The following is a 21,528-nucleotide window of genomic DNA, read 5'->3' on the forward strand; positions in this document are numbered from 1 at the left end:
GATTCAAGTATCCCGAAACCAGGGCAAGCCATGACCAATAAACAGAACCCCAAGTTCCAGGAGCTCGTCGCCAAGCTGCGCGAGATCTTCCAAATCGACCGCCCGGAACTCGACTTCGGCATCTACCGCATCCTCAACGCCCGCGCGGGCGAGATCAACGACTATCTGGAGAACCGGTTGGCCGAAAAGGTGCAGGCCGCCCTGTCCGCAGGCAGCGCCACCAGCGCCCAGCAATTGCAGACCGATCTGGACGAAGCGATCAAGCAGGCACAGGCGCTGGGCGCGAATCCCGATGACCTGCCGAAGGTCAAGGATTTGCGCGCCCGGCTGAAGGAAGCCACCGGAGGCAGCAGCGAACACGAAAACGCCGTGTTCTCCCACCTGCTGGCCTTTTTCTCGCGCTACTACGAGCAAGGCGACTTCATCAGCCAGCGCCGCTATAAGGGTGACACCTACGCCATCCCCTACGCGGGCGAAGAAGTGATGCTGCATTGGGCGAACAAAGACCAGTACTACACAAAGAGCGGCGAGAATTTCAGCAACTACAGCTTCAAGCTGGAAGACGGCCGCACGGTGCATTTCCGCCTCACCGCCGCCGACACCGCCAAGGACAACCGTAAGGACAACGACAAGGAACGCCGCTTTTCTCTGGTGGCGGCGAAAATCGTTACCCGTGTGGATGAAAACGGCGACGAATACGAAGAAGAGCTGGTGCCAGTGGAGGAAGTTCCGGGTAGTGACGGCAACCAGGAGCTGATCATCCGCTTCGAGTATGCCGCCCAGCCCAAAGGCACCAAGCAGGAGGCGCTGGTCACCAAGGCCGTCGAGGCCGTGCTGGCGGACGCAACCGTCAAGGCCCGCTGGCTGGACCTGGGCAACCGCGCGCCCACCGAGAAGAGCCCGCAGCGCACCCTCCTTGAAAAGCACCTGAGCGACTACACCACCAAAAACACGGCGGACTACTTTATCCACAAGGATCTGGGTGGTTTCCTCCGGCGCGAGCTGGACTTCTACGTCAAGAACGAAGTCATGCATCTCGACGACGTGCAGAACGCTGGCGCGTTCGCCGACATCGAGAACAACCTGCGCATGATCCAGTGCCTACGCAACATTGCGTTGGAGCTAATCGCTTTCTTGGCCCAGCTGGAAGATTTCCAGAAGAAGCTGTGGCTGAAAAAGAAGTTCGTTGTTTCCAGCCACTACTGCATCACGCTGGATCGGGTACCGGAAGCGCTGTGGCCGGAAGTGGTAGCGAACGGGCAGCAGTGGGCGCGGTGGAAGCAGCTGGGCGTGTGGGATGGAGATGCGCCGGGGACATTGGAGGACTTGAAGACTGCGCAGTATAGGATGGTGGATACGGCACTATTCAATGACGACTTTAAGCATCGCCTTTTGGCAAATATAGACGATCTCGAAACAGGCCTCGGCGGCGTCGTCATAAATGGGGATAACTTCCAGGCGCTCAATTTAACGAAGTATCGTTACCGGGCGAGCATAGATTTCACCTATATTGATCCACCTTACAACACTGTTCATTCGAAGATCGCGTACAAGAACCAGTTCGAGCACTCAAGCTGGTTGGCTTTGATTTCCAATACACTGCCATTCACGCGCGATCTTTTCGGAGAAGTTTATTCGTTTGGATTCGCCATTGACGATTACGAATATAACAATGCCTTTCATTGTTTGAAGGGGCATTTCACTGAATCCGATGTGTCGACCATCGTGATCAATCACCATCCACAAGGATCGGGTGGAAGGCTATCACGGACGCACGAATACTACATCGTCGCCTCTCCAAAAGATGCTCCGCAATACCTTGGGTTTCCGAAAGAGGACGAGATCGAGGATAGGCAGTTCATGCGGAGTGGAACGGCTGACAACAACTACCGCGCGCCGCGTGGCGGGGGAGTTGGTCGTTGGCGTAGCTTTTACGCTCTCCTCGTTGACCCAGCTACTAAGAAGGTTGTAGGAGCAGAGCCCCCGCCGCCACTTGGAACCGATTATCCAACTGGGCCAACGGCGGAAGGATTACAAAGGATCTATCCAATCAATACCACGGGTGAGGAGCGCGTTTGGCGGTCATCCTACGAAACCGGCAAAGTACGTGCAGCAAACGGCGAGTTGATCGTTACTGACCGTGGCGCTGTGAAACAGCTCATCGATCATCAGGACAAGCGGGAGACACTATTCAGCAATTGGATCGGTGCAGACTTCAATGCGGGCACTAATGGCACTAACGTCTTGGATAATCTCGGGCTCGGTGGAATTTTTGATTACCCGAAGTCAGTCAAAACCCTTGAGCAATCCTTTTGGATGCAGTCATTCGGAAAGGCTAATTTTACTGTTCTCGATTACTTCGCAGGCTCAGGAACAACTGCACATGCAACAATTTCCCTAAATCGCCAGGACAATGCATCGCGCAAGTACATTCTAGTCGAGCAAGGTGAGTATTTCGAGACCGTCCTCAAGCCAAGAATTCAGAAGGTCGTCTTTTCAGCTGATTGGGTTGGCGGCAAACCGACTTCGTCAGAAACAGGCATCTCACACTGCTTCAAAGCAATCAAACTCGAAAGCTACGAAGACACCCTGAACAACCTGCAACTGCGCCGTACGTCCGCGCAGGGCGATCTGCTGAACACGCTGCCGCAGCAGGCCAAGGATGACTACCTGCTCAACTACCTGCTGGACGTGGAAAGCCGTGGCTCGCTGTTGTCGGTGGGAGACTTCAAGAAGCCCTTCGACTACACCCTCAACGTAGCCGTTGATTCGGCAGGTGCCTTTGAGCCTCGCAAGATAGATCTGGTTGAAACCTTCAACTACCTGATTGGCCTGCGTGTGAAGCACATCGATTACAACATGGAAGAAGGTTACGCTCGTGTTGAAGGTGCCCTTCCATCTGGTGAATCGACCTTGGTGATTTGGCGCGACTGCGAGAGGATAGATTACGAAACACTGAAGCGCTACGGCAATCGATTTGACCTTGAAGGTGAGAATAATCCGTTTGATGTTATTTACATCAACGGTGATCACAACATGCCAGCCATCTATTCCCCAACTGAGGGAGAGGACGGTCAGGCTTGGACACGTAAGATTCGTCAGATCGAGCCGGAGTTTCTGGAGCGCATGTTCTCGGTGGAGGACATCTAATGGCGCGGGTAGTAAAACCGAAACCTAAAAAGCGCAGTTTCCATCAGGAACTGGTGCTCAATAGATGGGTGCTGGGCTTCTTTCAGGGCGGCACGCTGGCGGCGCTCAAAATGCGCCTGGGCGATGACCGCTTCGAGGGCATCGACGAGGACGGCCAGACCAAGTTCTTTCACGAACTTGTCCGGGGTTTGTTCGACCCCAACAAGGTGCCCGAGGCCGACCTGCGGCGATATGACTTGAATATTGTCGCCCACTGGCAAGCCATCACCGAGCGGCGCAACAAGCTGGAAGGGCATGAACTACAGATGAAGTACTTCCAGTACCTCTCGCTGCTGTTCACCGAGCTGTATTTGGATTGGTATTTCAACCATCGCCAGGACTTGCTCGATGGTCTGAACGAAGAAATGGCTCTCTACCGCGCTGAGACGGGCGCGGAACCGTTCCGCGATTTTGAGGCGGATGACCTGAATAAGATCGCCTTCTGGAATGCCACTGGCAGCGGCAAGACCCTACTGTTGCACGTCAATATTCACCAGTATCTGCACTATTTCCAGGCAGGGCGCAGCGGCAGCTATCCCGACAAGATCATCCTGCTGACACCCAATGAAGGCTTGAGCCGTCAGCACCTGGAGGAGCTGGAGCTATCGGGCTTCGGCTTCTCGCAGTTCTTCAACAAGGCTCAGACGCCGCCGCGCGGCACTATTGAAATCATCGACATCAACAAGCTGGGCGATGAAATGGGCGAGAAAACCGTCGCCGTGGGGGCCTTCGAGGGCAACAACCTGGTGCTAGTGGACGAAGGCCATCGTGGTACGGGAACGGCAGCGGGCGCGTGGATGGCGCGGCGCGATGCGCTGGTGCGCGGCGGTTTTGCCTTTGAGTACTCGGCCACGTTCGGGCAGGCGGTAGCCAAGGGGCTGATAGTTGAAAAAGCGGAAGAGGAACAGCTCAAGTCCAAATGGAAGCTGGCTTACCCTGGGCAGCGCTTCAGCCTTGCGTCAGCAAAAGCGGACACAGCCCTTGCCTTGAGCGCAGAGGACAAGCGTCGCGCGCGGATCATCGCCACCCGCGAGATTTACGCCAAGTGCATTCTCTTCGACTACTCGTACAAGTTCTTCTATGAGGACGGCTACGGCAAAGAGTCGCTGATCCTCAACATGAATGGCGAAGCCTATGAGCAGGCGGACAATGCGCGCAAGTATTTCACCGCCTGCCTGCTGGCCTACTACCAGCAGCTTTGGTTGTGGAGCACGCACCGCGACAAGTTGGCCGATTTCAACATCGAGAAGCCACTATGGGTGTTCGTGGGCAACACAGTGTCCGGGGAGGAGTCGGACATTCTGGAAGTGGTGAATTTTCTTGCCGACTTCCTGAACAGCGATGCTCAGATCAAAACCTGGCTGGCCGACCTGATTGCCGACAAGGCTCAAATATTGGACGCCAAGGGCAACAACATCTTCGCCGGGCGCTTCACGCCCTTGATGGGATTCAATGGTCGCGTGGACGCACTGTACGCCGACATTCTGCAGCGTGTGTTTAATGCTTCGGCCCGCCAACGTTTGAAACTGGTCAACATCCGCAGCAGTAAGGGTGAGCTTGCCCTGCGCGTGGGCGATGCGGAGCCCTTCGGCCTGATCAACATTGGCGATGACGCGGGCTTCTTCAGCATGGCGGAGAGCGCCGATACTTTTGACAGTGAACGCGATGACTTCGGCGGCGCGCTCTTCGGCACGTTGAACAACAAGGACAGCCGCCTCAACGTGCTCATCGGCTCACGCAAATTCACCGAAGGCTGGAGCAGTTGGCGCGTGTCTACCATGGGCTTACTGAACATGGGCCAGGGCGAAGGCTCGCAGATTATCCAGTTGTTTGGGCGCGGAGTACGCCTCAAGGGCAAGGGTTTTTCGCTCCAGCGCACTTTGCCGCAGGACAGGCCTAAAGGCGTACACCTAGACAAACTGGAAGCGTTGAACATCTTCGGCGTGCGTGCCAGCTACATGGCGGCGTTCAAGGATTACCTGCGCGAGGAAGGCATTACGCCCAGTGACGAAGTGCTGGAGCTGGACTTCCCGACACGGGCCAACCTGCCCAAGGGCAAGCTCAAGACCTTGTCGCTAAAGGACGGCTACAAAGACAACCAGAAGCAAGGCTTTAAGCGCACGCACTTCCCTTGGCTGTACGAGATTCCCGCCGAGTTTCAAGGGAAGATCAAGCCACCCCACGTGGCGCTTGACCTGTACCCACGTGTGGAAGCGCTATCCAGTAAGGGCGGGGTCGCCGTCTCTACAACGGAAGCTCGCAACAAAGCCAAGCTAAATCAGGCGCTGTTTGCCACTTTCAACTGGGATCACATCTATCTGGCGTTGCAGGAGTACAAAATTCAACGAAGCTGGAGCAATCTGCGGCTGGAACGACAGCGGCTGATCGACTTCTGCTCAGGCGCGCAGGATTGGTACACGTTGTTCATACCGGCAGCGGAATTGGCCGTCACGACTTTCGTCGATATCCGCAAGCAGGAAGATATCCTGCTACGCCTACTGACCGACTACACCGACCGCTTTTATAACGCCTTGAAAAAAGGCTATGAAGGCCAGTTCTACGACATTACCCACATCGATGAAGAACATGGGTCGATGCTCAAGCTGTACCAATTCGAGATCGACAACAGCGACGACGGACTGGAGTATCAGGAGAAGCTGGAGGTACTGAAGAAGCTGGTGGCGGACGGCAAGATCGGCGAGGCCAGCAAATGGAACGCGCCGCACATGGTGGCTATCAGCTTCGACCGCCACCTGTACTACCCGTTGCTGGCATTGGAAGACAAAGATGCCGTGCCGCTGAAACTACGTCCACTGGCCTTTGACGCGCCCAGCGAGTGGGAGTTTGTTCGTGACTTGGAAACGTTCTATAACTCGGCAGAAGGCAAGGAAGCGGTTGGCCAGCGCAGCCTCTACCTATTGCGCAATGCAGACCGGGAAGATAAAGGTCTGGGCTTCGCGTTGGCGGGCAACTTCTACCCGGACTTCCTGCTTTGGCTGGTGGACGATACCAGCGGCAAACAATGGCTGACCTTCGTCGATCCGAAGGGTTTGCGCAATCTCGATTTGTCTCACCCCAAGCTGGGCCTCTACAAAGAAGTGAAGACGCTGGAAGCAACGTTGGCAGCGCAAGCTAAGGCTGGCGAAGCGCCGCTGGTCTTGAATGCCTTCGTGTTGTCGCCGACGAAATTCTCTGACCTGCTTAACGTGGGCGACCCGGCAAAGAAAGCCGATCTCGAAAGTCGCAACGTGTTGTTCATGGAGGATGGTGCCTGCACCTATCTGAAAAAGCTCTTCTCAACTTTAATTTGAGAATGGCATTCTTCATGGAGTTTTTCATTCATCCATCTTCAAGATCATGTTTTTATTTATAAAATAATTTCTATTGATAATAGAGCGGGGATGATGCAGTTCGTTGGCGCAAGTCCGATCCCTGCGCGATCACCGGACCATTTTCGGACGTTGGGGGCACCCGTGGCACGCGGCCTCCCACCAACTTGACAAAGCGCGCCGCACTACGGCGCGCTTTGCGTCTGTGGCCGCTCGCGGCTATTTTGGACTGCCTCGGACCGGTTCACACGTTTCCTAACCTATCTCGCCGACTAGGGCAAGGCAGGATCCCCGTCTACCGCGCGGAAACGGCCGCTGTCTGATAATAGCGGTCATTTGGCCGGCCCAGTGACGAGCAGGAAACCTGTCTCCATTTGGCCGAACTCGGCCGTATGTCTTCCTGAGCGAATCATCCCCACCTACGCGGCGACCGAGTGGCGCGCAAGATCATTAGGTCCTCGCGCTGGCCGCTACTGCGCAATCGGGAGTGTCATAAATTTTGTGTTTGGGGCATAACATGTCGCTCAAGGAGCATGTATGGCTACCAAGAAAAAGACACCCTTACGAGAACTGCCGGCGATACCGGCCGATCTGGTGGATCAATTCGTTAAGGGTCCGATGACCGCCGAGGCGGTGCAGGACCTGTCGATGGCGTTCAAGACGGCGTTGATCGAACGAGCGCTGGGCGCGGAGCTGGGCCACCATCTGGGCTATCCTGCAGGCGGTGAGCGCCCCGAAAACGCCACCAACCAGCGCAACGGCAGGAGTCGCAAGACGGTACTGACCGACGACGGACCGCTACTAGTGGAGATCCCGCGCGACCGCGACGGCAGCTTCGCGCCGATCCTGATCCCCAAGCACGAGCGCCGCTTTACTGGGTTCGATGACAAGATCATCGCGATGTACGCCCGTGGGATGACGGTGCGTGAGATCCAAGGGTTCCTGTCCGAGCAGTACGGGACAGAAGTCTCGCCGGAGCTCATCAGCTCGGTGACCGACGCGGTCATGGACGAGGTCACGGCCTGGCAGACCCGTCCCTCGGAGACGATGTATCCGGTGGTGTTCTTCGACGCGCTGCGCGTCAAGATCCGCGAAGACGGTGTGGTGCGCAACAAGGCGGTGTACGTGGCGCTAGCGGTGCTGCCCGACGGCACGCGCGACATCCTGGGCCTGTGGATCGAGCAGACCGAAGGCGCCAAGTTCTGGATGAAGGTGTTCAACGAGCCTAAGACCCGCGGCACGCAGGACATCCTGATCGCCGTTACCGATGGCCTGAAGGGCATGGAGCAGTCGCTGAACGCGGTGTTCCCGGCCGCGACGCTGCAGACCTGCATCGTGCACCTGATCCGCTCCAGCCTGGACTACGCCAGCTGGAAGGAACGCCGGACGGTGGCTGCGGCCTTGAAGCCGATCTATACGGCGGCGACGGTCGAAGCTGCGCTGGCTGCGCTCGCGACGTTCGAACAAGGCCCTTGGGGCCAGCGCTACGCGCCGATCGCAGAGGCGTGGCGCCGTGTCTGGGATCGCGTGATCCCGTTCTTTACGTTCCCGCCGGCGATCCGCAAGGTGATTTACGCCACCAATGCCATCGAGAGCATCAACGCGCAGCTGCGTCGGGCGGTGAAAACTCGGGGGCACTTCCCGAGCGACGAGGCTACCACCAAGTTGCTATGGCTGGTGCTCAGAAACATCACAGAGGCTTGGGGCAGCGCCACCCATGACTGGAAGGCTGCCATGAACCAGTTCGCCATCATTTACGCCGAACGCTTCACTGACCCGTATCGCTGAGATAGCATCAAGAGACCTGATTGAAACAACGATCAGGCTTTTACTGCCTCAAACACAAAAATACTGACACTCCCGCGCAATCTCGAAAACGTCAGGCGAGAAGCCTTCCCCGGCAATCGGAGATGAACCTTTTCTTTTGCCCTGTCAGATCACTTCAGTGATCTGCCCGGTTGTCGGGCCGTTGAAGGCTGCACCATGTATTTCAGAGGTGGCAGAATGGAGTTAGCGTGGCCACGACTTAAGCGTATGCAAGTCCAGCAACGTGAACATCCCCGCATCCTGCCATCCACCTGTATCGATGTAGTAAACGTTGCCAAGCTGCGCAGCCGTGCGTAGCGTCATATGTCCATGGACCACCGCACGTACATTGCGGACAGGCTGGGAATACTGCATTCGATAACGATCTATGGACCATAGGCAGGCATCTTCGTCCTCTGGACTGAAGGTAGCACCGTGAATAGCCTGCCAATCGTCATAGGGGAAGTCGGCGTGAACCATACCGACCACGCCACTCAGCGTTTCCACCTCGATGGCCAGCGGCAAGGCGCTCAAGCACGCCGCAACGCGTTCACGAACACCACCAACGCAGGCATCCAACCATCCACCGCCGTGGACGCGATGATCGACGTTCGGAATCGGATCGCCCATCGCCCGTCGCCATGCCATCAGGTCGTGATTCCCACAGATCGCGTGAAACCACGGGCGCTCCAACCATTTCAGAACATCGGCCGATTCAGGGCCTCGGTCTACAAGGTCCCCTACGGAAAACAATCGGTCCTTTTCTGGCGAGAACTTTACGGCGGCCAGCGCGATCTCAAGCCGACCAAAATGACCATGGATGTCACCCACCGCAAAATCACGGCCGTTGGCATTCAATTGAAAGCGCCGGACTCGGACATTACCGGGCGTCATTCCAAGATTCCATATAGCTCCCTAACGACTTGTCATGCATGCCCCATGATACTTGGCTCCTCCCTACAGCGTGACACGTAATCCGCTGATCCTAGTGCCATCACTTCGAACGCGAGCCAACAGCGTGAGCATGCTCACATCGTTGGTAATTCCCCACAAAATTTTTCCTTATCTACCGCCGTGTCAAACGCCGAAATCAGGGCACCTCTCTGAACGCGCCCAAGCCCTTGATTTCCAGATTCATTTTGCTTGATCGCTTCATCGCAAGAAAACCAATGTGCCATATCTTGGCATTTGGCGATGCCTAATCTTGGTTTTCATGAACACCCTATTTTGGTCTTTAAAATCAATGACTTAAGTTTGACAACTATGCCTTCACGGTAAAGACTGGCATTACCTACGGTGAACTTGTGAGGCGTATGAATGACTACTGGAGAATACTTGTTGGGACGGTTTGGACCGTTGATGAGCATCATTGACGTCGCCACCTTGCTAGGCCGGTCTCCCGATGGTGTCCGCGTTGCGCTTTATACCGATACCGACTTTTCGCGCAAGCTGAAACCAGCCATGCTGCGGGTCGGCCGCCGCGTTTATTTTCGGACGTTGCAGGTCACGGAAGCCCTGAATCTGGAACAGCCGGCAGACGATGAAATCACGCCCGCAGAGGCCGCTACGCGAGGGCCTCGCGCATGAGTCGACAAAGAACCATCAACGACCAGATATGGCGCTCAAATCGCCTGTCAGGCTGCACGGTCGAAGACCGCTATGCGCTGTTCTACTTCCTGACCTCGCCATTCAGCAATGTCATCGGCGCCTATGAAATCGTCGTTCGCGTTGCGGCCTCTGAAATGGGCTGGGACCCCGATTCACAACTGCTGCCAGTGATGCGTCGTCTCATCGATGCTGGCATCTTGGATTTTGACCCGCAGGCGAATTACATCTGGATCAAAGATTGGTGGGACCACAACTCCGCCAAGATGGCAGTGGCAACGACCCTTAGGAAAAAGACACTCGAGCAAATAGCGGCACTGCCCCGAGGCTGGCGTGACGCTTACGTGAATGACTTTATCGATCGACTCCCTACCGAGGATCCGCTGCGCAATACGGTAGCCAAAGCCCTTGGATACGGTCCATATAGGCTATCGACACCCTATGCGGGACCCGACGACGGCCGGACGTCCATTCCGGCCGAACCAAAAGACATCCATATAAATCAATCAATTAGCAACGAGCATACCCCAGCTACAGCCTATCTGGAGGGTATGGGCAGGGGGCCGGGTAACACTACTACTAACACTAACCCTATCTATAACCCTACTACTACAACGAGAACCGACGACGGTCTTCAGTACCCTACCGCGCTGGTCCCCGCTGAGAAACTGTCGATCCAAAACTTGCTTACCGACGTCCAATCAGTTGATGCGCAAGCATTGCTTGACGAACTGGACGGGGCCATCAAAACACCTGGAACCATCAGAAAGACGAAGGTCGCCTATTTCAAAGGAATCCTTGAACGCCACCGCGCAGGGGGATTCGTGCCGTCTGCTGGCATCCCAATAGCAACCAGAAGGGAACGCCTGGCAGCGACTCAAGATATGTCGCGTGCTTCGGAATCAGCACCACTCAGCAAAGCTGAATCTCAAGCCCGGCTTCAAGAAATCAAAGCCCAACTGGAGCGGCATACGAGGATGCCGAAATGACGCGCAAGACCATACTCAGCATCCGCCTGGATGGTGATCTGAAGCGGCGCTGGCAGGCACTTTGTCGTCGACAAGGCAGCACGCCCAGCGACGGCCTGCGGCAGGTCATTGTCCGCCTTCTCAACAGTTCGGCAGCGGACACGTCGCCCACTCCGTCAACACATGAGCAGCCCGATACTTCGCGTCGCCGCTTGGAACTCCGCCTGACTGAGACGGAATATGCCCGTATCGAAGCACTGGCCCTGCAGCAGGGCATGTCAGCCAATCGCTGGGTCATCCACCTGATACGGGCCAATCTCAGCGGCGAACCGCAGTTCGGTATGACGGAGCTACGAACGCTGGGCGAATCGAATTCGAGGCTGCTTGCCATCGGCCGCAACTTGAACCAGATCGCCCGGCAGATGAACGCGGGACGCGCGCTGGAGACGGTGGTGACCGCCGAGCGTATCGACACACTGACCCGTCATATCAAAATCCACACCGCGCGGGTGGCAGACATCATACGCGCCAACATTGACCGCTGAAGGCTGGAATGAGTCTGGTCATTGATGGAATTTTGAAGGACTGGGGCGAACGCATCTATACCAAGCCCGTCACCAGCCAAGGCGTAAAGCGCACGGTGACGCGATCACGCACTTCACCACCCTCCAAGCCTCTGCTGCTGACCGGCAGCGCTCGGGTCCGTGACAAGTTGATGCTGACCACTCGCAAAGCGCCCGAAGTCATGGTGAAGATCTCCGGCGGCGGCAAAGGCATCGCGCAGGTGAAAGCACACCTCGACTACATATCGCGCAACGGCCTGGTAGCGTTGGAGAACGAAGACGGTGAAATCATCCTTGGCCGTGCGGCAGTGCAGGACGTGCGCGACGAATGGAAAAGCGGCCAGTACGGGTTGCCCTATAACGGCTCGCGCCGCGAAACATTCAACATCGTGCTGTCCATGCCACCCGGCACCGACCGACGCGCAGTGAATGACGCTATCCGTGCATTCGCGAAAACGGAGTTTGGCGCCAACCACGCGTATGTCTTCGCTGTCCATGACGATGAAGCCCATCCCCACGGCCACCTTTGCGTTAAGGCGCTGGGTCTCGACGGCAGCCGGCTCAATCCACGAAAAGCGGACCTGCAACGCTGGAGGGAGCGCTTCGCCGAGGCACTGCGTGAACAAGGCATCGAGGCCAATGCCACACCGCGTAGGGCACGGTCTAACACACAGACTACGGTCAAGCAGGCGACGCGACATGCCGCCAAGCGTGGCAAGAGCACCAAAGCGGCCGAGCGGGAACAACGCGGGCTTTCCGGCGTTTCACGTGCCATCAGGAATGGCTACGGGCACATTGCGAAAGCCTTGGCCGCTGGTGACATAGAGGACAAATCGCTCGCCCTGGAAATTGTCCGGTTCCTTGATCCCTCGCAGGATAGAACGCTACAGGTCCCACAGCGTAGTCAGCGCAGCAAAGAAGTGACCAAGGACGCCCATCGACTGGATGGGACAAACCATCCAGACACTGGCGACCTGGGCCGTTGATTGATTGCGCAAGAAGGACCATAAGATGGCTTTACGCTACGACGCCCTGCAAGACTACTGCGATGATCCAGCGCGCACTGGTGACGTGCAGGTCATTCTGTATGCGCACTACTGGAAGGGCTTTGCCTTGGCCGTGCAGGACGGCACTACAGAACACCCGGTCACGGACGACAAGGGCCGACCGTACCGGTTCCGAACCGTAGAAATGGCCTTGGCAGAACTGGCGAACATCTCGTACCTGTCGGACCGCATCATCATTGACCGTCGCATGTGGTGGCCGTAATCGGGAAACTACTTTGCATTAACCGTAAGTACAATCAACTTCGGTTGTACCTTTAACCACAACGAACGTTGCACCGCCCCAAGGACGCCTAGCGTACCGGGTGCCGACCCGAAAAGAAGGGTTCCGACCGCCGAGAGCAGATCGGCCGCTTAGTCGCCCCAAGAACGCTTTGTCGTACTGGGCGCGGTCCCTGAACAGACCGACAGACCGGACAGCACGGTCCTACGTTCGCCCTCAACCTCTCAGGAGTGGCGAACATGAAGAAACTATCAGCCTCTTGCATTCTGGCCGTCGGCATTGCCGCGTCGTCGGCCGCCTTCGCACAAATCCCCGTGACAGATGGCGCCTCCATCGCCAAGAGCGTGGAAAACCAGATAGAAACGATGGCGAAGTGGAAGATGCAATACGACCAGATGATCAGCCAGATCGACCAGATGAAGCAGCAATACGCTGCGGTCACTGGCGCGCGTGGCATGGGCGAACTGTTCAACAACCCGCAACTGCGGGACTACCTGCCGCAAGACTGGCAAGGCGTCTATGACAGCGTGAAATCAGGCGGCTATGCCGGACTGAGCGGGCGCGCTGAATCTATCTACGACAACACCAAGGTGTATGACGCCTGCACCGGCTTTGCCTCGAACGAGCAGCGCACCAACTGCGAAGCGCAGGCCGTCAAGGGCGCGCAAGACAAAGCCTTTGCGCTCGACGCCTACGACGCGGCGAAAAACCGCCTCAGCCAAATCGACCAGTTGATGAGGCAGATCAATCAGACCCAGGACCCGAAAGCCATTGCTGAGCTGCAAGGCCGCATCGCGGCCGAGCAGGCCATGATTCAGAACGAGCAGACCAAGCTACAGATGTACCAGATGGTTGCGGCAGCGGAAGACCGGTTGCAGGAACAGCGCCAGCGTGAAATCAACGCGAAGGTGCTGGCGAATCGTGAATACACGAAGCATCAGCCTTTCAATCTGCTGGATAAATAAGAGGAGACAAGCCCATGATTTCCTATATTCAGATCCCTGTTTTGGCAATTTGCTTTTTCACGCTCCTGTTCATGCGACGGTGGTGGCAATGCATTGACCGCCTTGGGCTCACGCATGAAGTCGGCCGTCGCGCACCTTCGCTTGTTCAAGGTGACATTCTGGCAGCAACGTTCGCCATCCTCCCCTTCCTGATCGCGGCGGTGGACTGGTCGGCAGTTGTCCTGCCCGGCCAATCAGTGCCGACGCCGTCATGGATGGCCGTCGTACTCTCACTGTCCTGCCTCGGTGGCTGCGTGTTCGTTCTGCGCAACTCGGACGGGCGATTCGCAGGTAACTGGACGGGCACGCGTGAAAGCGCGCTGCGGACAGTTGCGGCGCTACGCATCATCGACGCGGCCGAGCTCGCCCACGCGCTAGGCGTATTGCAACAGCATGAGGGCCGAGACACCGGCGGCCGAACCATCGAAGTCAACGCACAGGAGATGCGGAAATGAAAAGGACCGTTCTCTCTCTTTTTGTCGCGACAGCGCTCGCCGGCTGCGATCAGGCCACGACGGTCCAAACCGTGGATTGGTACAAAGCGCACGATGCCGAGCGCACTGCAATGGTTTTCAAGTGCCGGAATAACCCTGGCGAGTCGGACTCATCACCGAACTGCATAAATGCCATCACCGCCCAGAACCATCTGACGGTTGAGAAGCGCGGATACACAAAGCATGAGCCAATCAATGTGCTCGAAGGGGGCAAATAGTGGCTATTGAATCTAATATCTTTGAATGGATGGGCGAAAGCATCGACATGACGCTGAACGCGTTTGTTCAGGTGACATCGGGCAATGTCATTTCCATGTTCACCGACATTTTCATCTACGGTGGCACGCTGACGTTCGTGATGATGGGCTTCGCCATCATCTTCGGATACGTAGAAGCGCCGGCCTCAAACTTCATGAAGACTTGCGGGAAGTTCATTGTCATAGGCGGCTTGGCAATGAGCGCCCCGACATACCTATCATGGGTTGTCGAGGCATTGCGTGGGCTGGAAACGGGCGTCGCTGACGCCTTTTCGGCATCCGGCAGCAGTACGTCCGCAACCTCGGTTTATCAGGTGCTCGATAAGGCGGTGTCCGATGGCTTCCAGATCGGCGGCGATATGCTCGACAAGATGGGAAAACGGCGTTGGTATGAAATTGGCATGGTGTTTTGGGACCTGCTTAACGCCCTAATCATCTACGCCGCCACGCTCATCATTGCCATTCCGGCGGGGGCAATGGTGATCGTTGCCAAAATTATGCTCACCCTCATGCTTGGCATCGGGCCGTTCTTCATCGCCATGCTGATGTTCCCCGTCACCGCGAAATGGTTTGATAGCTGGTTTGGCCAAGTGATGACCTACATCATGCAAATCGCCTTGGTGACAACGGTTCTCGGCATGGGCATGAAGTTTTTCAGTGCACTTACGGCCAAAGTTTTGGCCGTCACCACTGACCATCCTATTGCCACAATGTTTGAAATCCTGATCGTCACGGGCGTCACCCTGTTCTTGCTGCAACGTGCATATGAGGCAGCATCGCACCTGGCCGGAGGCGTGTCCTCAGCGGGTATCACGCTTAGGCAAGTCAGCCAGGCCGCCGCATCCCCCGTTACTCAAGTTCTCAACCGTCAAACAACTCGCCGCGACATGCAAAGCGGCATGATGGTCACCGGGGGCCGGCTCAATCATCTCGCAGCAGGCAACACAATGTGGAACCCAGCGTACCGGCAACACGTAATGCAGAACATGGGCAAAAACTGGGGGCCGGCTACAGGCGGCTCAGTCAAAGGCGAATAGCCTGCCATCTGCCCCTGCATTGGCCTCGCTTTCGGCGAGGCCCTTTCATTTCTAGCGGCAAAACTCCGCGCTTCGCTTGGGCAACCTCTTCGGTTGCATCCCGCGTCCGATCTTGCCGGACTGGCTGCGGGGGCAGGCCCGGCGGCTTCGCCTTGTTCCTACCCCTTGCCACAGGCTGCACGGCCTCCAGACGGGTCAAGGGTAAAGGCTACGCCCGGTATCCTCACCCGTTCCCTACGCTCCGCTTCGGGCTGCGGCTTCCGGTCCCGCCCTTGCCCCCTCTTCCAGCCAAACAACGTCAGGAGCGGTGCTCTCAAGCGGATGGCGGGTCAAGGGGTTGGTGCGGCCCGCAGCCCCGCAGGGCGAGGACACGGCCCCTTGACGCGGCAGGAGCGCGCCACGCTATGCCCCGGGGACAGGAGTTCCGGGCCAACGGCCCGTAACCCCTGCCCCCGAGGCTCCCGCCGGCGAGGGTGGAGAGTCCAGAGAGGCAACGCCTCTTTGGAAACTACGGCTAGTACGCGACCAATACCGGCAATCCATAGCAAGTAAAACAAGACAATTTCAGCGCACCACCTCTATGGCTGCGCGTATCTAAACCAAATTACCCATACTTCTTGTAAGATCGAGTTACCTACGGCAAGGAGACACCATGGCTGGCAAGGGTAAATGCAGGCAACAGCCCCACAAAACCATATCGGATACCGAACGCAGCCGCCGACAATCGGCAGTTAACTATGCGCGGGCCTCCGTCGGTCTAGAAGGTTTCTCGCTCAGTGAAGCAGATGAGGCCCACGCCCAGCGTTTCATCGATGGTCAGATCAGCCTGCAAGAGTTTGTGCAGCCGCGCGCTGACGCGTTAACGCTCCCAAAGTCTTCGTCATGACGAAGGAATTTAGGGTTTGGGGACTAGTGCAGGATAGGCTGTCGCCGGTAAATGTCGCACTATTGCTTCGTATTTACAACTTAGATTCCCCGATTCAGACAATTGGTAGCTGAAAAATTACAGTTGCCGGACACACAATGCGGTTGACATTAAAGGCGGAACAAAGATGGATGGACAAGCGCAACTGACATCCTCGGCAGGCAGCGTAACACTTCGTTATGTCGAGCTAAGCCAGTTCAGACGCATTGCTTGCGTCGGCTTGGATGTGGATGAGAAGACAACCATTCTTGTAGGGGCAAATAACAGCGGAAAGACATCAGTCTTAAGCGCATTGCGTCAGTTCTTGTCTGATTCGCCTTCATTTAACGCGTACGACATCAGTTTGTCCCAATGGCGGTGTCTTCGTGATTTAGGAAAGCAATGGGAGGCTCTCGCTGAAGATCCGGCTACCGCAGCACCAACGCTGGAGACTTGGCAGGAGCAACTTAAGATACTTCGAAATGCGATGCCAGTGTTAGATCTTTGGTTTTACGCTGAAGAAGGCATGTATCACCGCGTGGCCCCTTTTCTCACCAAGTTTAGCTGGACCGGTGGCTTGGTAGGTGTACGCCTCCGGCTCGAGCCAGCCTCATCTATCGAAGACATTCAAAAACTGGCGTGGCGATATCGTGAGGCGCGATTCCCAGTAAAAGACCTTGGCAGCTCCTCACAAGCTTGGCCGATTGACTTGCTCGATTATTGGCACCGCTTTCCTGCAGATTTAGGGCGCGTTCAAGTATACAAGCTGGACTCAGACAACAATCCCGTTACCACCACGAAAACATATAAAGCTCCGGTCCTAGACACAGACACACTACCCGTTGAGCGGACTCATCTTACTCAATTGATTCGCGTAGATTTTGTTCCTGCGCAACGGGGGCTAGGAGGAGAGGAATCAGAAATTCGAGCAAGCAGTTCTATCCAACGTGTGGGGCTATTCTCGAATCAACTCTTAAAGTATGCACGGCAGCACCTGAATATCGCATCTACCGGACATGGTCACCGAGCTGATCTCATTGAAGCCGTCGCAAGTGCTCAATCGGATCTTGACAAGAAAATTCATGACGCTCTAGCTCCGTCAGTTGCCGACGTGAAGGTGTTAGGTTATCCGGGGCTGCATGATCCCCAGGAGATCCTTTTTCGTACTCGCATCCAAACTGCTGACCTTCTAGACCATGCTACTGCCGTCCAATATAAGATGTCGGCAGATACCGTAGATGACTTACTCCCAGAACATTCAATAGGCCTCGGCTACCAAAATCTTCAGTCATTAAGCTATCAATTGGTATCCTTTAAAGCTAGTCGCTTAAACCCAAGTCAGGGCTCTCCAGTCCCCGTTCACATTGTGATGATAGAAGAGCCTGAGGCACACCTCCATGTTCAGGTTCAACGAATTTTTCCTGATAAAGCCTACAAGCTTATTAATCCCTCAGAGACAGAAGCGCCGTCCCTGAAAAGCCAGTTGCTCATTAGTACGCACTCCAGTCATTTGGCACATGCTGAAAGCTTCGCGCGATTGCGCTACGTTCGGCGTGTTCCCAAGTCGTCCGATCTCAACATGGCATCCACAGAGATAGTCAATCTTGGGGATGCTTTTGGCTCGGACAATGAAACTCGACTATTCGCCGAACGTTATTTTCGCGTGCAACACACAGACCTCCTTTTTGCGGATGCGGCAATCTTCGTAGAAGGCACAGCTGAGCGCATGCTCGTACCTCTTTTCATAGAGCGTATGTACAAGACCCTTGCCACGAGATACGTCTCATTTTTAGACATTGGGGGAAGCCATGCACACAGATTAAAGCCGCTAATAGAACGACTCCGCTTGCCCACAATTATCATCACCGACATAGATCCGGTTGAGGTTAAAACGAACGAGAATGGCGAAAGCAGCTCAGTTGCCGTTGCCAACTGCGGCCAGCCTGGGCTAAAAACAGGCAATGCGACACTTACAAAATGGCATCCACTCAAAAACGACCTTGCTGATTTCAAGAGCCCGAGTATTGAAAATCTGATTTGGACCGGTTCGGGCTGCAAAGTTCGTTTTGCATGGCAGTTGCCTGTATCAGCCGCAAATTTTTGGCCTAGCTCTTTTGAAGACTCGCTTATATTGAGCAATATCCCATGGTTCAAGAGTCTCCCGAACCGTGAAGACCAAACCGGTAAAAAGCTCAAACATCCTACCGGAGCATTGGGCTCAGTCGTTAGAAAGGTCGTAGCCTCACAATCAGACGAAGAGCTTGGGCAACAGCTTCACACTTTGATGCATGGATCGTTCAGCAAAGGAGATTTTGCAGCCACCATTTTCGAGTATCTCGCAGCGGGCGAACCCATCGGCTGTCCAGAATACATTGCCAACGCTCTGGATTGGCTCCAAAACGAACTTGAACCTAAAGCTGGCGAAACATTATGAATGTTCAAGCGACAAGGGATGCCAACGATCGCGACGCAGGTGTCGTTGAAGAGATTTGCCAACTTCTTACCAAACCCTCGCCGCAAAGTTTCTTCCTATTTGCAGGAGCAGGATCTGGAAAAACTCGCACACTAGTTGAAGTGCTACGCATTTTGACCGGAATAGTTGAACATGAGTCCGGCCAAGAATTAGCACGCGCCCTCCGACTGTTCGGTCGCTCAATCCGCGTTATAACTTACACCAAGAATGCTGTCGCGGTTATCAATGGACGTTTAGGAAACAATGACCTGGTGAATGTCTCTACCATTCACGCCTTTTGCTGGGAATTAATAGCTGGATACAACGACGATATCCGCGACGCTCTCATCAGCTTAAAAAGCAAGAAGCTCGAAGAGGACAAATTAGAGAGTGCAGCAAAAGCTAAAGGCACGAGCAAGACTGACTTGGCTCGTCACGAGGAAATGATGACGGACATCGAATCATATCGCTCAACAACGATATTTCGATATCACCCTGATCGTAATACGTACGGATCTGGAGCGCTTCAGCATACGCAGGTGCTCGACGTTACGGCTTGGCTTCTCCTATCTCGTCCAGCTCTCCAAAAAATCTTACGTGATCGCCACCCCATCATCCTGATTGACGAATCTCAAGATACTATGAAAGGGATCTTAGATTCGCTCATCGAGCTGTCAAAGCCGAGCGAACGTGGCTTAACTTTAGGTCTATTAGGTGATCATAGGCAACGTATTTACATGGACGGGCATGCGGATTTGCCAAGCCAAGTGCCAGAAGACTGGGCTAAACCAGAGCTGCAAATGAATCATCGCAGCCAACAGCGTATCGTCACCCTCATCAATAAGATATGGGAAGCAAAACTCCAAGGTCGCACGCAAAAGCCAACTGGGGTTAAACAGCACCACAGATCGGAGAAAACAGGCGGCACCGTTCGCATTTTCGTAGGAAATGCATCACTTAGCTCAGAGGATAAGGTTATCAAAGAGCAGTGGTGTGCGGGGCAAATGGTGAGTCATACTAGTGATAGCGCCTGGAGTACCAATGGCTACCAATTGTTGGCACTAGAACACAAGCTTGTCGCCACACGAGGCTCATTCTTGAGTGTTTATACAGCAATGGATTTAATTGATCCCAATGCTGCTGCTCCTGTTGGTAGCGGAGAAAACAAAGGACCGGCAGCAGTGAGGTTCTTATTGGAGGGGCTACTGCTTTTGACGGAATGTGCAGACAGCGACGGGAAGATTAATGAATTTCTAGCGACAGAAGTTCTGAGACAAACAGGGGCAATAGAAAGGCTCCCCGATAATATCGAAATGAGAAGGGTGCGTTCAGCCGAGACTCTGGATGCTATAAGTAAGTGTATAGCGGCCACCAAAAACAGAGATGCTACCGTCGCTGAAGTATTGGCTCCAATCCTTGAACTTAATTTATTTGAAGTCGATAGTAGGCTATCAGACGCTTTCGATGACAAATCTCCCCCACCCCCACCGCCAGTTCCGAGAAAGGAGAAAGAGACGATCGAGGCGAGAATGCGCCGTGGTTGGTGCAGATTGTTTTCTTCACCTTGGGGTGAGTTAAAACGTTATAAACGCTACCTCAATGGTGAGTCGGAATTGGCTACCCATCAGGTGGTGAAGGGTTCAGAATTTAAGCATGTAATGGTCGTGATGGATGATAGTGATGCAGGTGGTTTTTTAATCTCCTACGATAAGCTTTTTGGTGCAAAAGAGCTTAGCCCAGCAGACAAGTCAAACGTGGAGTCTGGCAAAGAAACGACTGTAGATCGCAGCCTACGTTTGCTCTACGTGACATGTAGCCGTGCGCAAGAATCTCTCGCATTAGTACTATGGGCTGTTGATCCAATAGGAGCGATTGCAAGCATCAAGGGAAGCAAATGGTTTTCTGAAAATGAGATTGAACTAATCTCATAACAACCAGCACGTTATCAAGAAGCAATTTTGTATCGTCGGGGCCTCCAAAAATGACCGCCATTCAAACTTTTGATACTGCCGACTGGATAGCCCGGAACACATTCAGAGGCACCCGCCTATCCCGTGAAGCTCAAGAGGCCGTATCCGCATTCACAATGATGTGGAATTTCTTCGAAAGTACGCTTTGCGAGAATAGAGCTTCTCTGGCAGCCTTTGATCGAGCACTAGGGAATTTCGATGTATATGAAGCAGCGGATGAAGTTAAAAATTCAATCAATGAGTGCTTATATTTCTGGCGGACCAGATACATGACTCCGCATGGTTTTGGAGAAAGGTTCGACGGACTACATTTCCGTGCATCTGATCGACGTCAGCATGTTGAGAGAGTTCTGAACGGTCAGCTAGATGCGCCAACCGAGCAACTGCTAGCTCTTATGATCATCGTATATCGACTTCGAAACAATCTGTTCCATGGCTTGAAGTCTATTGATATGCTGAATGAACAAGTTGATAACCTAAACATGGCCGCCAAATGTTTAGCTGCCATTCTTGAGTCACTTCCATCTAGATGGGTACGTGCTCACTGATGCCTTTAGGGAGTAAAAGGTACTAATAGAGCACTCAACAGCACTTCAGCAACTGTACCGAAATTTCGGTACAGTACAGGTACAGTGACCAGCTTTCACCAATTCAGTTAAAATA

Annotated in this window: 17 protein-coding genes; 16 read left to right on the top strand and 1 reads right to left on the bottom strand. The window is 54.7% G+C overall.

The annotated features are described in order from the left end of the window. Nucleotides 1-30: 30 nt before the first annotated feature. From A6B37_RS12860 to A6B37_RS12870, 3 genes are all read left to right on the top strand, one after another. Nucleotides 31-3,150, top strand: coding sequence for a DNA methyltransferase (locus tag A6B37_RS12860; protein WP_111825963.1), 3,120 nt, complete (start codon nucleotides 31-33; stop codon nucleotides 3,148-3,150). Further along, nucleotides 3,150-6,500 carry a DEAD/DEAH box helicase family protein gene (locus tag A6B37_RS12865; protein WP_111825964.1) on the top strand — a complete coding sequence of 1,117 codons (3,351 nt, stop codon included), beginning with the start codon at nucleotides 3,150-3,152 and terminating at the stop codon, nucleotides 6,498-6,500. The genes A6B37_RS12860 and A6B37_RS12865 overlap by 1 nt, the downstream gene beginning before the upstream one ends. A 555-nt stretch (nucleotides 6,501-7,055) precedes the next feature. Beyond that, entirely contained in the window at nucleotides 7,056-8,306 is a 1,251-nt protein-coding gene (locus A6B37_RS12870; protein WP_111825965.1) for an IS256 family transposase, read from the top strand. 222 nt (nucleotides 8,307-8,528) lie between these two features. Here A6B37_RS12870 and A6B37_RS12875 read toward each other — a convergent pair whose 3' ends face one another. Beyond that, nucleotides 8,529-9,218 (bottom strand): metallophosphoesterase, encoded by a 690-nt coding sequence (locus A6B37_RS12875; protein WP_111825966.1) that lies wholly within the window; start codon nucleotides 9,216-9,218, stop codon nucleotides 8,529-8,531. Between the two features lie 465 nt (nucleotides 9,219-9,683). On the opposite strand from A6B37_RS12875, the gene A6B37_RS12880 reads away from it, so the two are divergent. The 13 genes from A6B37_RS12880 to A6B37_RS25975 all read left to right on the top strand — a co-directional run bounded on the left by A6B37_RS12880 (nucleotide 9,684) and on the right by A6B37_RS25975 (nucleotide 21,413). Next, nucleotides 9,684-9,911 carry a hypothetical protein gene (locus A6B37_RS12880; protein WP_246842465.1) on the top strand — a complete coding sequence of 76 codons (228 nt, stop codon included), beginning with the start codon at nucleotides 9,684-9,686 and terminating at the stop codon, nucleotides 9,909-9,911. Next, nucleotides 9,908-10,918, top strand: coding sequence for a hypothetical protein (locus tag A6B37_RS12885; RefSeq protein WP_111825968.1), 1,011 nt, complete (start codon nucleotides 9,908-9,910; stop codon nucleotides 10,916-10,918). Before A6B37_RS12880 ends, A6B37_RS12885 begins: the two co-directional genes overlap by 4 nt. Continuing rightward, nucleotides 10,915-11,442, top strand: a complete 528-nt coding sequence (gene mobC, locus A6B37_RS12890) for a plasmid mobilization relaxosome protein MobC (RefSeq protein ID WP_111825969.1) — start codon at nucleotides 10,915-10,917, stop codon at nucleotides 11,440-11,442. Before A6B37_RS12885 ends, mobC begins: the two co-directional genes overlap by 4 nt. Before the next feature lie 8 nt (nucleotides 11,443-11,450). Next, nucleotides 11,451-12,446: a relaxase/mobilization nuclease domain-containing protein gene (locus tag A6B37_RS12895; protein ID WP_111825970.1), complete on the top strand. Its 996-nt coding sequence runs from the start codon at nucleotides 11,451-11,453 to the stop codon at nucleotides 12,444-12,446. 25 nt (nucleotides 12,447-12,471) lie between these two features. After that, nucleotides 12,472-12,729 (top strand): hypothetical protein, encoded by a 258-nt coding sequence (locus A6B37_RS12900; RefSeq protein WP_232067205.1) that lies wholly within the window; start codon nucleotides 12,472-12,474, stop codon nucleotides 12,727-12,729. A 257-nt stretch (nucleotides 12,730-12,986) separates the two neighbouring features. Then, nucleotides 12,987-13,712 carry a P-type DNA transfer protein VirB5 gene (gene virB5, locus A6B37_RS12905; protein ID WP_111825972.1) on the top strand — a complete coding sequence of 242 codons (726 nt, stop codon included), beginning with the start codon at nucleotides 12,987-12,989 and terminating at the stop codon, nucleotides 13,710-13,712. Between the two features lie 14 nt (nucleotides 13,713-13,726). After that, nucleotides 13,727-14,206 (top strand): hypothetical protein, encoded by a 480-nt coding sequence (locus A6B37_RS12910; RefSeq protein WP_111825973.1) that lies wholly within the window; start codon nucleotides 13,727-13,729, stop codon nucleotides 14,204-14,206. Beyond that, a complete protein-coding gene (locus A6B37_RS12915; RefSeq protein WP_111825974.1) occupies nucleotides 14,203-14,463 on the top strand; it encodes an EexN family lipoprotein in 261 nt (86 codons plus the stop codon). Before A6B37_RS12910 ends, A6B37_RS12915 begins: the two co-directional genes overlap by 4 nt. Further along, on the top strand, nucleotides 14,463-15,539 hold the full coding sequence (locus tag A6B37_RS12920) for a type IV secretion system protein (protein ID WP_246842466.1): 1,077 nt from the start codon (nucleotides 14,463-14,465) through the stop codon (nucleotides 15,537-15,539). The genes A6B37_RS12915 and A6B37_RS12920 overlap by 1 nt, the downstream gene beginning before the upstream one ends. 652 nt (nucleotides 15,540-16,191) lie before the next feature. Beyond that, nucleotides 16,192-16,425 carry an antitoxin VbhA family protein gene (locus A6B37_RS12925; protein ID WP_111825976.1) on the top strand — a complete coding sequence of 78 codons (234 nt, stop codon included), beginning with the start codon at nucleotides 16,192-16,194 and terminating at the stop codon, nucleotides 16,423-16,425. 166 nt (nucleotides 16,426-16,591) lie between these two features. Continuing rightward, entirely contained in the window at nucleotides 16,592-18,877 is a 2,286-nt protein-coding gene (locus A6B37_RS12930; RefSeq protein WP_111825977.1) for an AAA family ATPase, read from the top strand. Beyond that, nucleotides 18,874-20,826, top strand: coding sequence for a UvrD-helicase domain-containing protein (locus tag A6B37_RS12935; RefSeq protein WP_111825978.1), 1,953 nt, complete (start codon nucleotides 18,874-18,876; stop codon nucleotides 20,824-20,826). The genes A6B37_RS12930 and A6B37_RS12935 overlap by 4 nt, the downstream gene beginning before the upstream one ends. 50 nt (nucleotides 20,827-20,876) lie before the next feature. Beyond that, nucleotides 20,877-21,413, top strand: a complete 537-nt coding sequence (locus tag A6B37_RS25975; RefSeq protein ID WP_146748009.1) for a hypothetical protein — start codon at nucleotides 20,877-20,879, stop codon at nucleotides 21,411-21,413. Nucleotides 21,414-21,528: the final 115 nt, after the last annotated feature.

The organism is Achromobacter sp. HZ01 (assembly GCF_003267925.1).
GTDB lineage: Bacteria > Pseudomonadota > Gammaproteobacteria > Burkholderiales > Burkholderiaceae_B > Achromobacter > Achromobacter pulmonis_A.

Coding starts and splice junctions, on each gene's coding strand:
- A6B37_RS12860 (WP_111825963.1), top strand. CDS start 31: ATGACCAATAAACAGAACCCCAAGTTCCAGGAGCTCGTCGCCAAGCTG.
- A6B37_RS12865 (WP_111825964.1), top strand. CDS start 3,150: ATGGCGCGGGTAGTAAAACCGAAACCTAAAAAGCGCAGTTTCCATCAG.
- A6B37_RS12870 (WP_111825965.1), top strand. CDS start 7,056: ATGGCTACCAAGAAAAAGACACCCTTACGAGAACTGCCGGCGATACCG.
- A6B37_RS12875 (WP_111825966.1), bottom strand. CDS start 9,218: ATGACGCCCGGTAATGTCCGAGTCCGGCGCTTTCAATTGAATGCCAAC.
- A6B37_RS12880 (WP_246842465.1), top strand. CDS start 9,684: ATGAGCATCATTGACGTCGCCACCTTGCTAGGCCGGTCTCCCGATGGT.
- A6B37_RS12885 (WP_111825968.1), top strand. CDS start 9,908: ATGAGTCGACAAAGAACCATCAACGACCAGATATGGCGCTCAAATCGC.
- mobC (WP_111825969.1), top strand. CDS start 10,915: ATGACGCGCAAGACCATACTCAGCATCCGCCTGGATGGTGATCTGAAG.
- A6B37_RS12895 (WP_111825970.1), top strand. CDS start 11,451: ATGAGTCTGGTCATTGATGGAATTTTGAAGGACTGGGGCGAACGCATC.
- A6B37_RS12900 (WP_232067205.1), top strand. CDS start 12,472: ATGGCTTTACGCTACGACGCCCTGCAAGACTACTGCGATGATCCAGCG.
- virB5 (WP_111825972.1), top strand. CDS start 12,987: ATGAAGAAACTATCAGCCTCTTGCATTCTGGCCGTCGGCATTGCCGCG.
- A6B37_RS12910 (WP_111825973.1), top strand. CDS start 13,727: ATGATTTCCTATATTCAGATCCCTGTTTTGGCAATTTGCTTTTTCACG.
- A6B37_RS12915 (WP_111825974.1), top strand. CDS start 14,203: ATGAAAAGGACCGTTCTCTCTCTTTTTGTCGCGACAGCGCTCGCCGGC.
- A6B37_RS12925 (WP_111825976.1), top strand. CDS start 16,192: ATGGCTGGCAAGGGTAAATGCAGGCAACAGCCCCACAAAACCATATCG.
- A6B37_RS12930 (WP_111825977.1), top strand. CDS start 16,592: ATGGATGGACAAGCGCAACTGACATCCTCGGCAGGCAGCGTAACACTT.
- A6B37_RS12935 (WP_111825978.1), top strand. CDS start 18,874: ATGAATGTTCAAGCGACAAGGGATGCCAACGATCGCGACGCAGGTGTC.
- A6B37_RS25975 (WP_146748009.1), top strand. CDS start 20,877: ATGACCGCCATTCAAACTTTTGATACTGCCGACTGGATAGCCCGGAAC.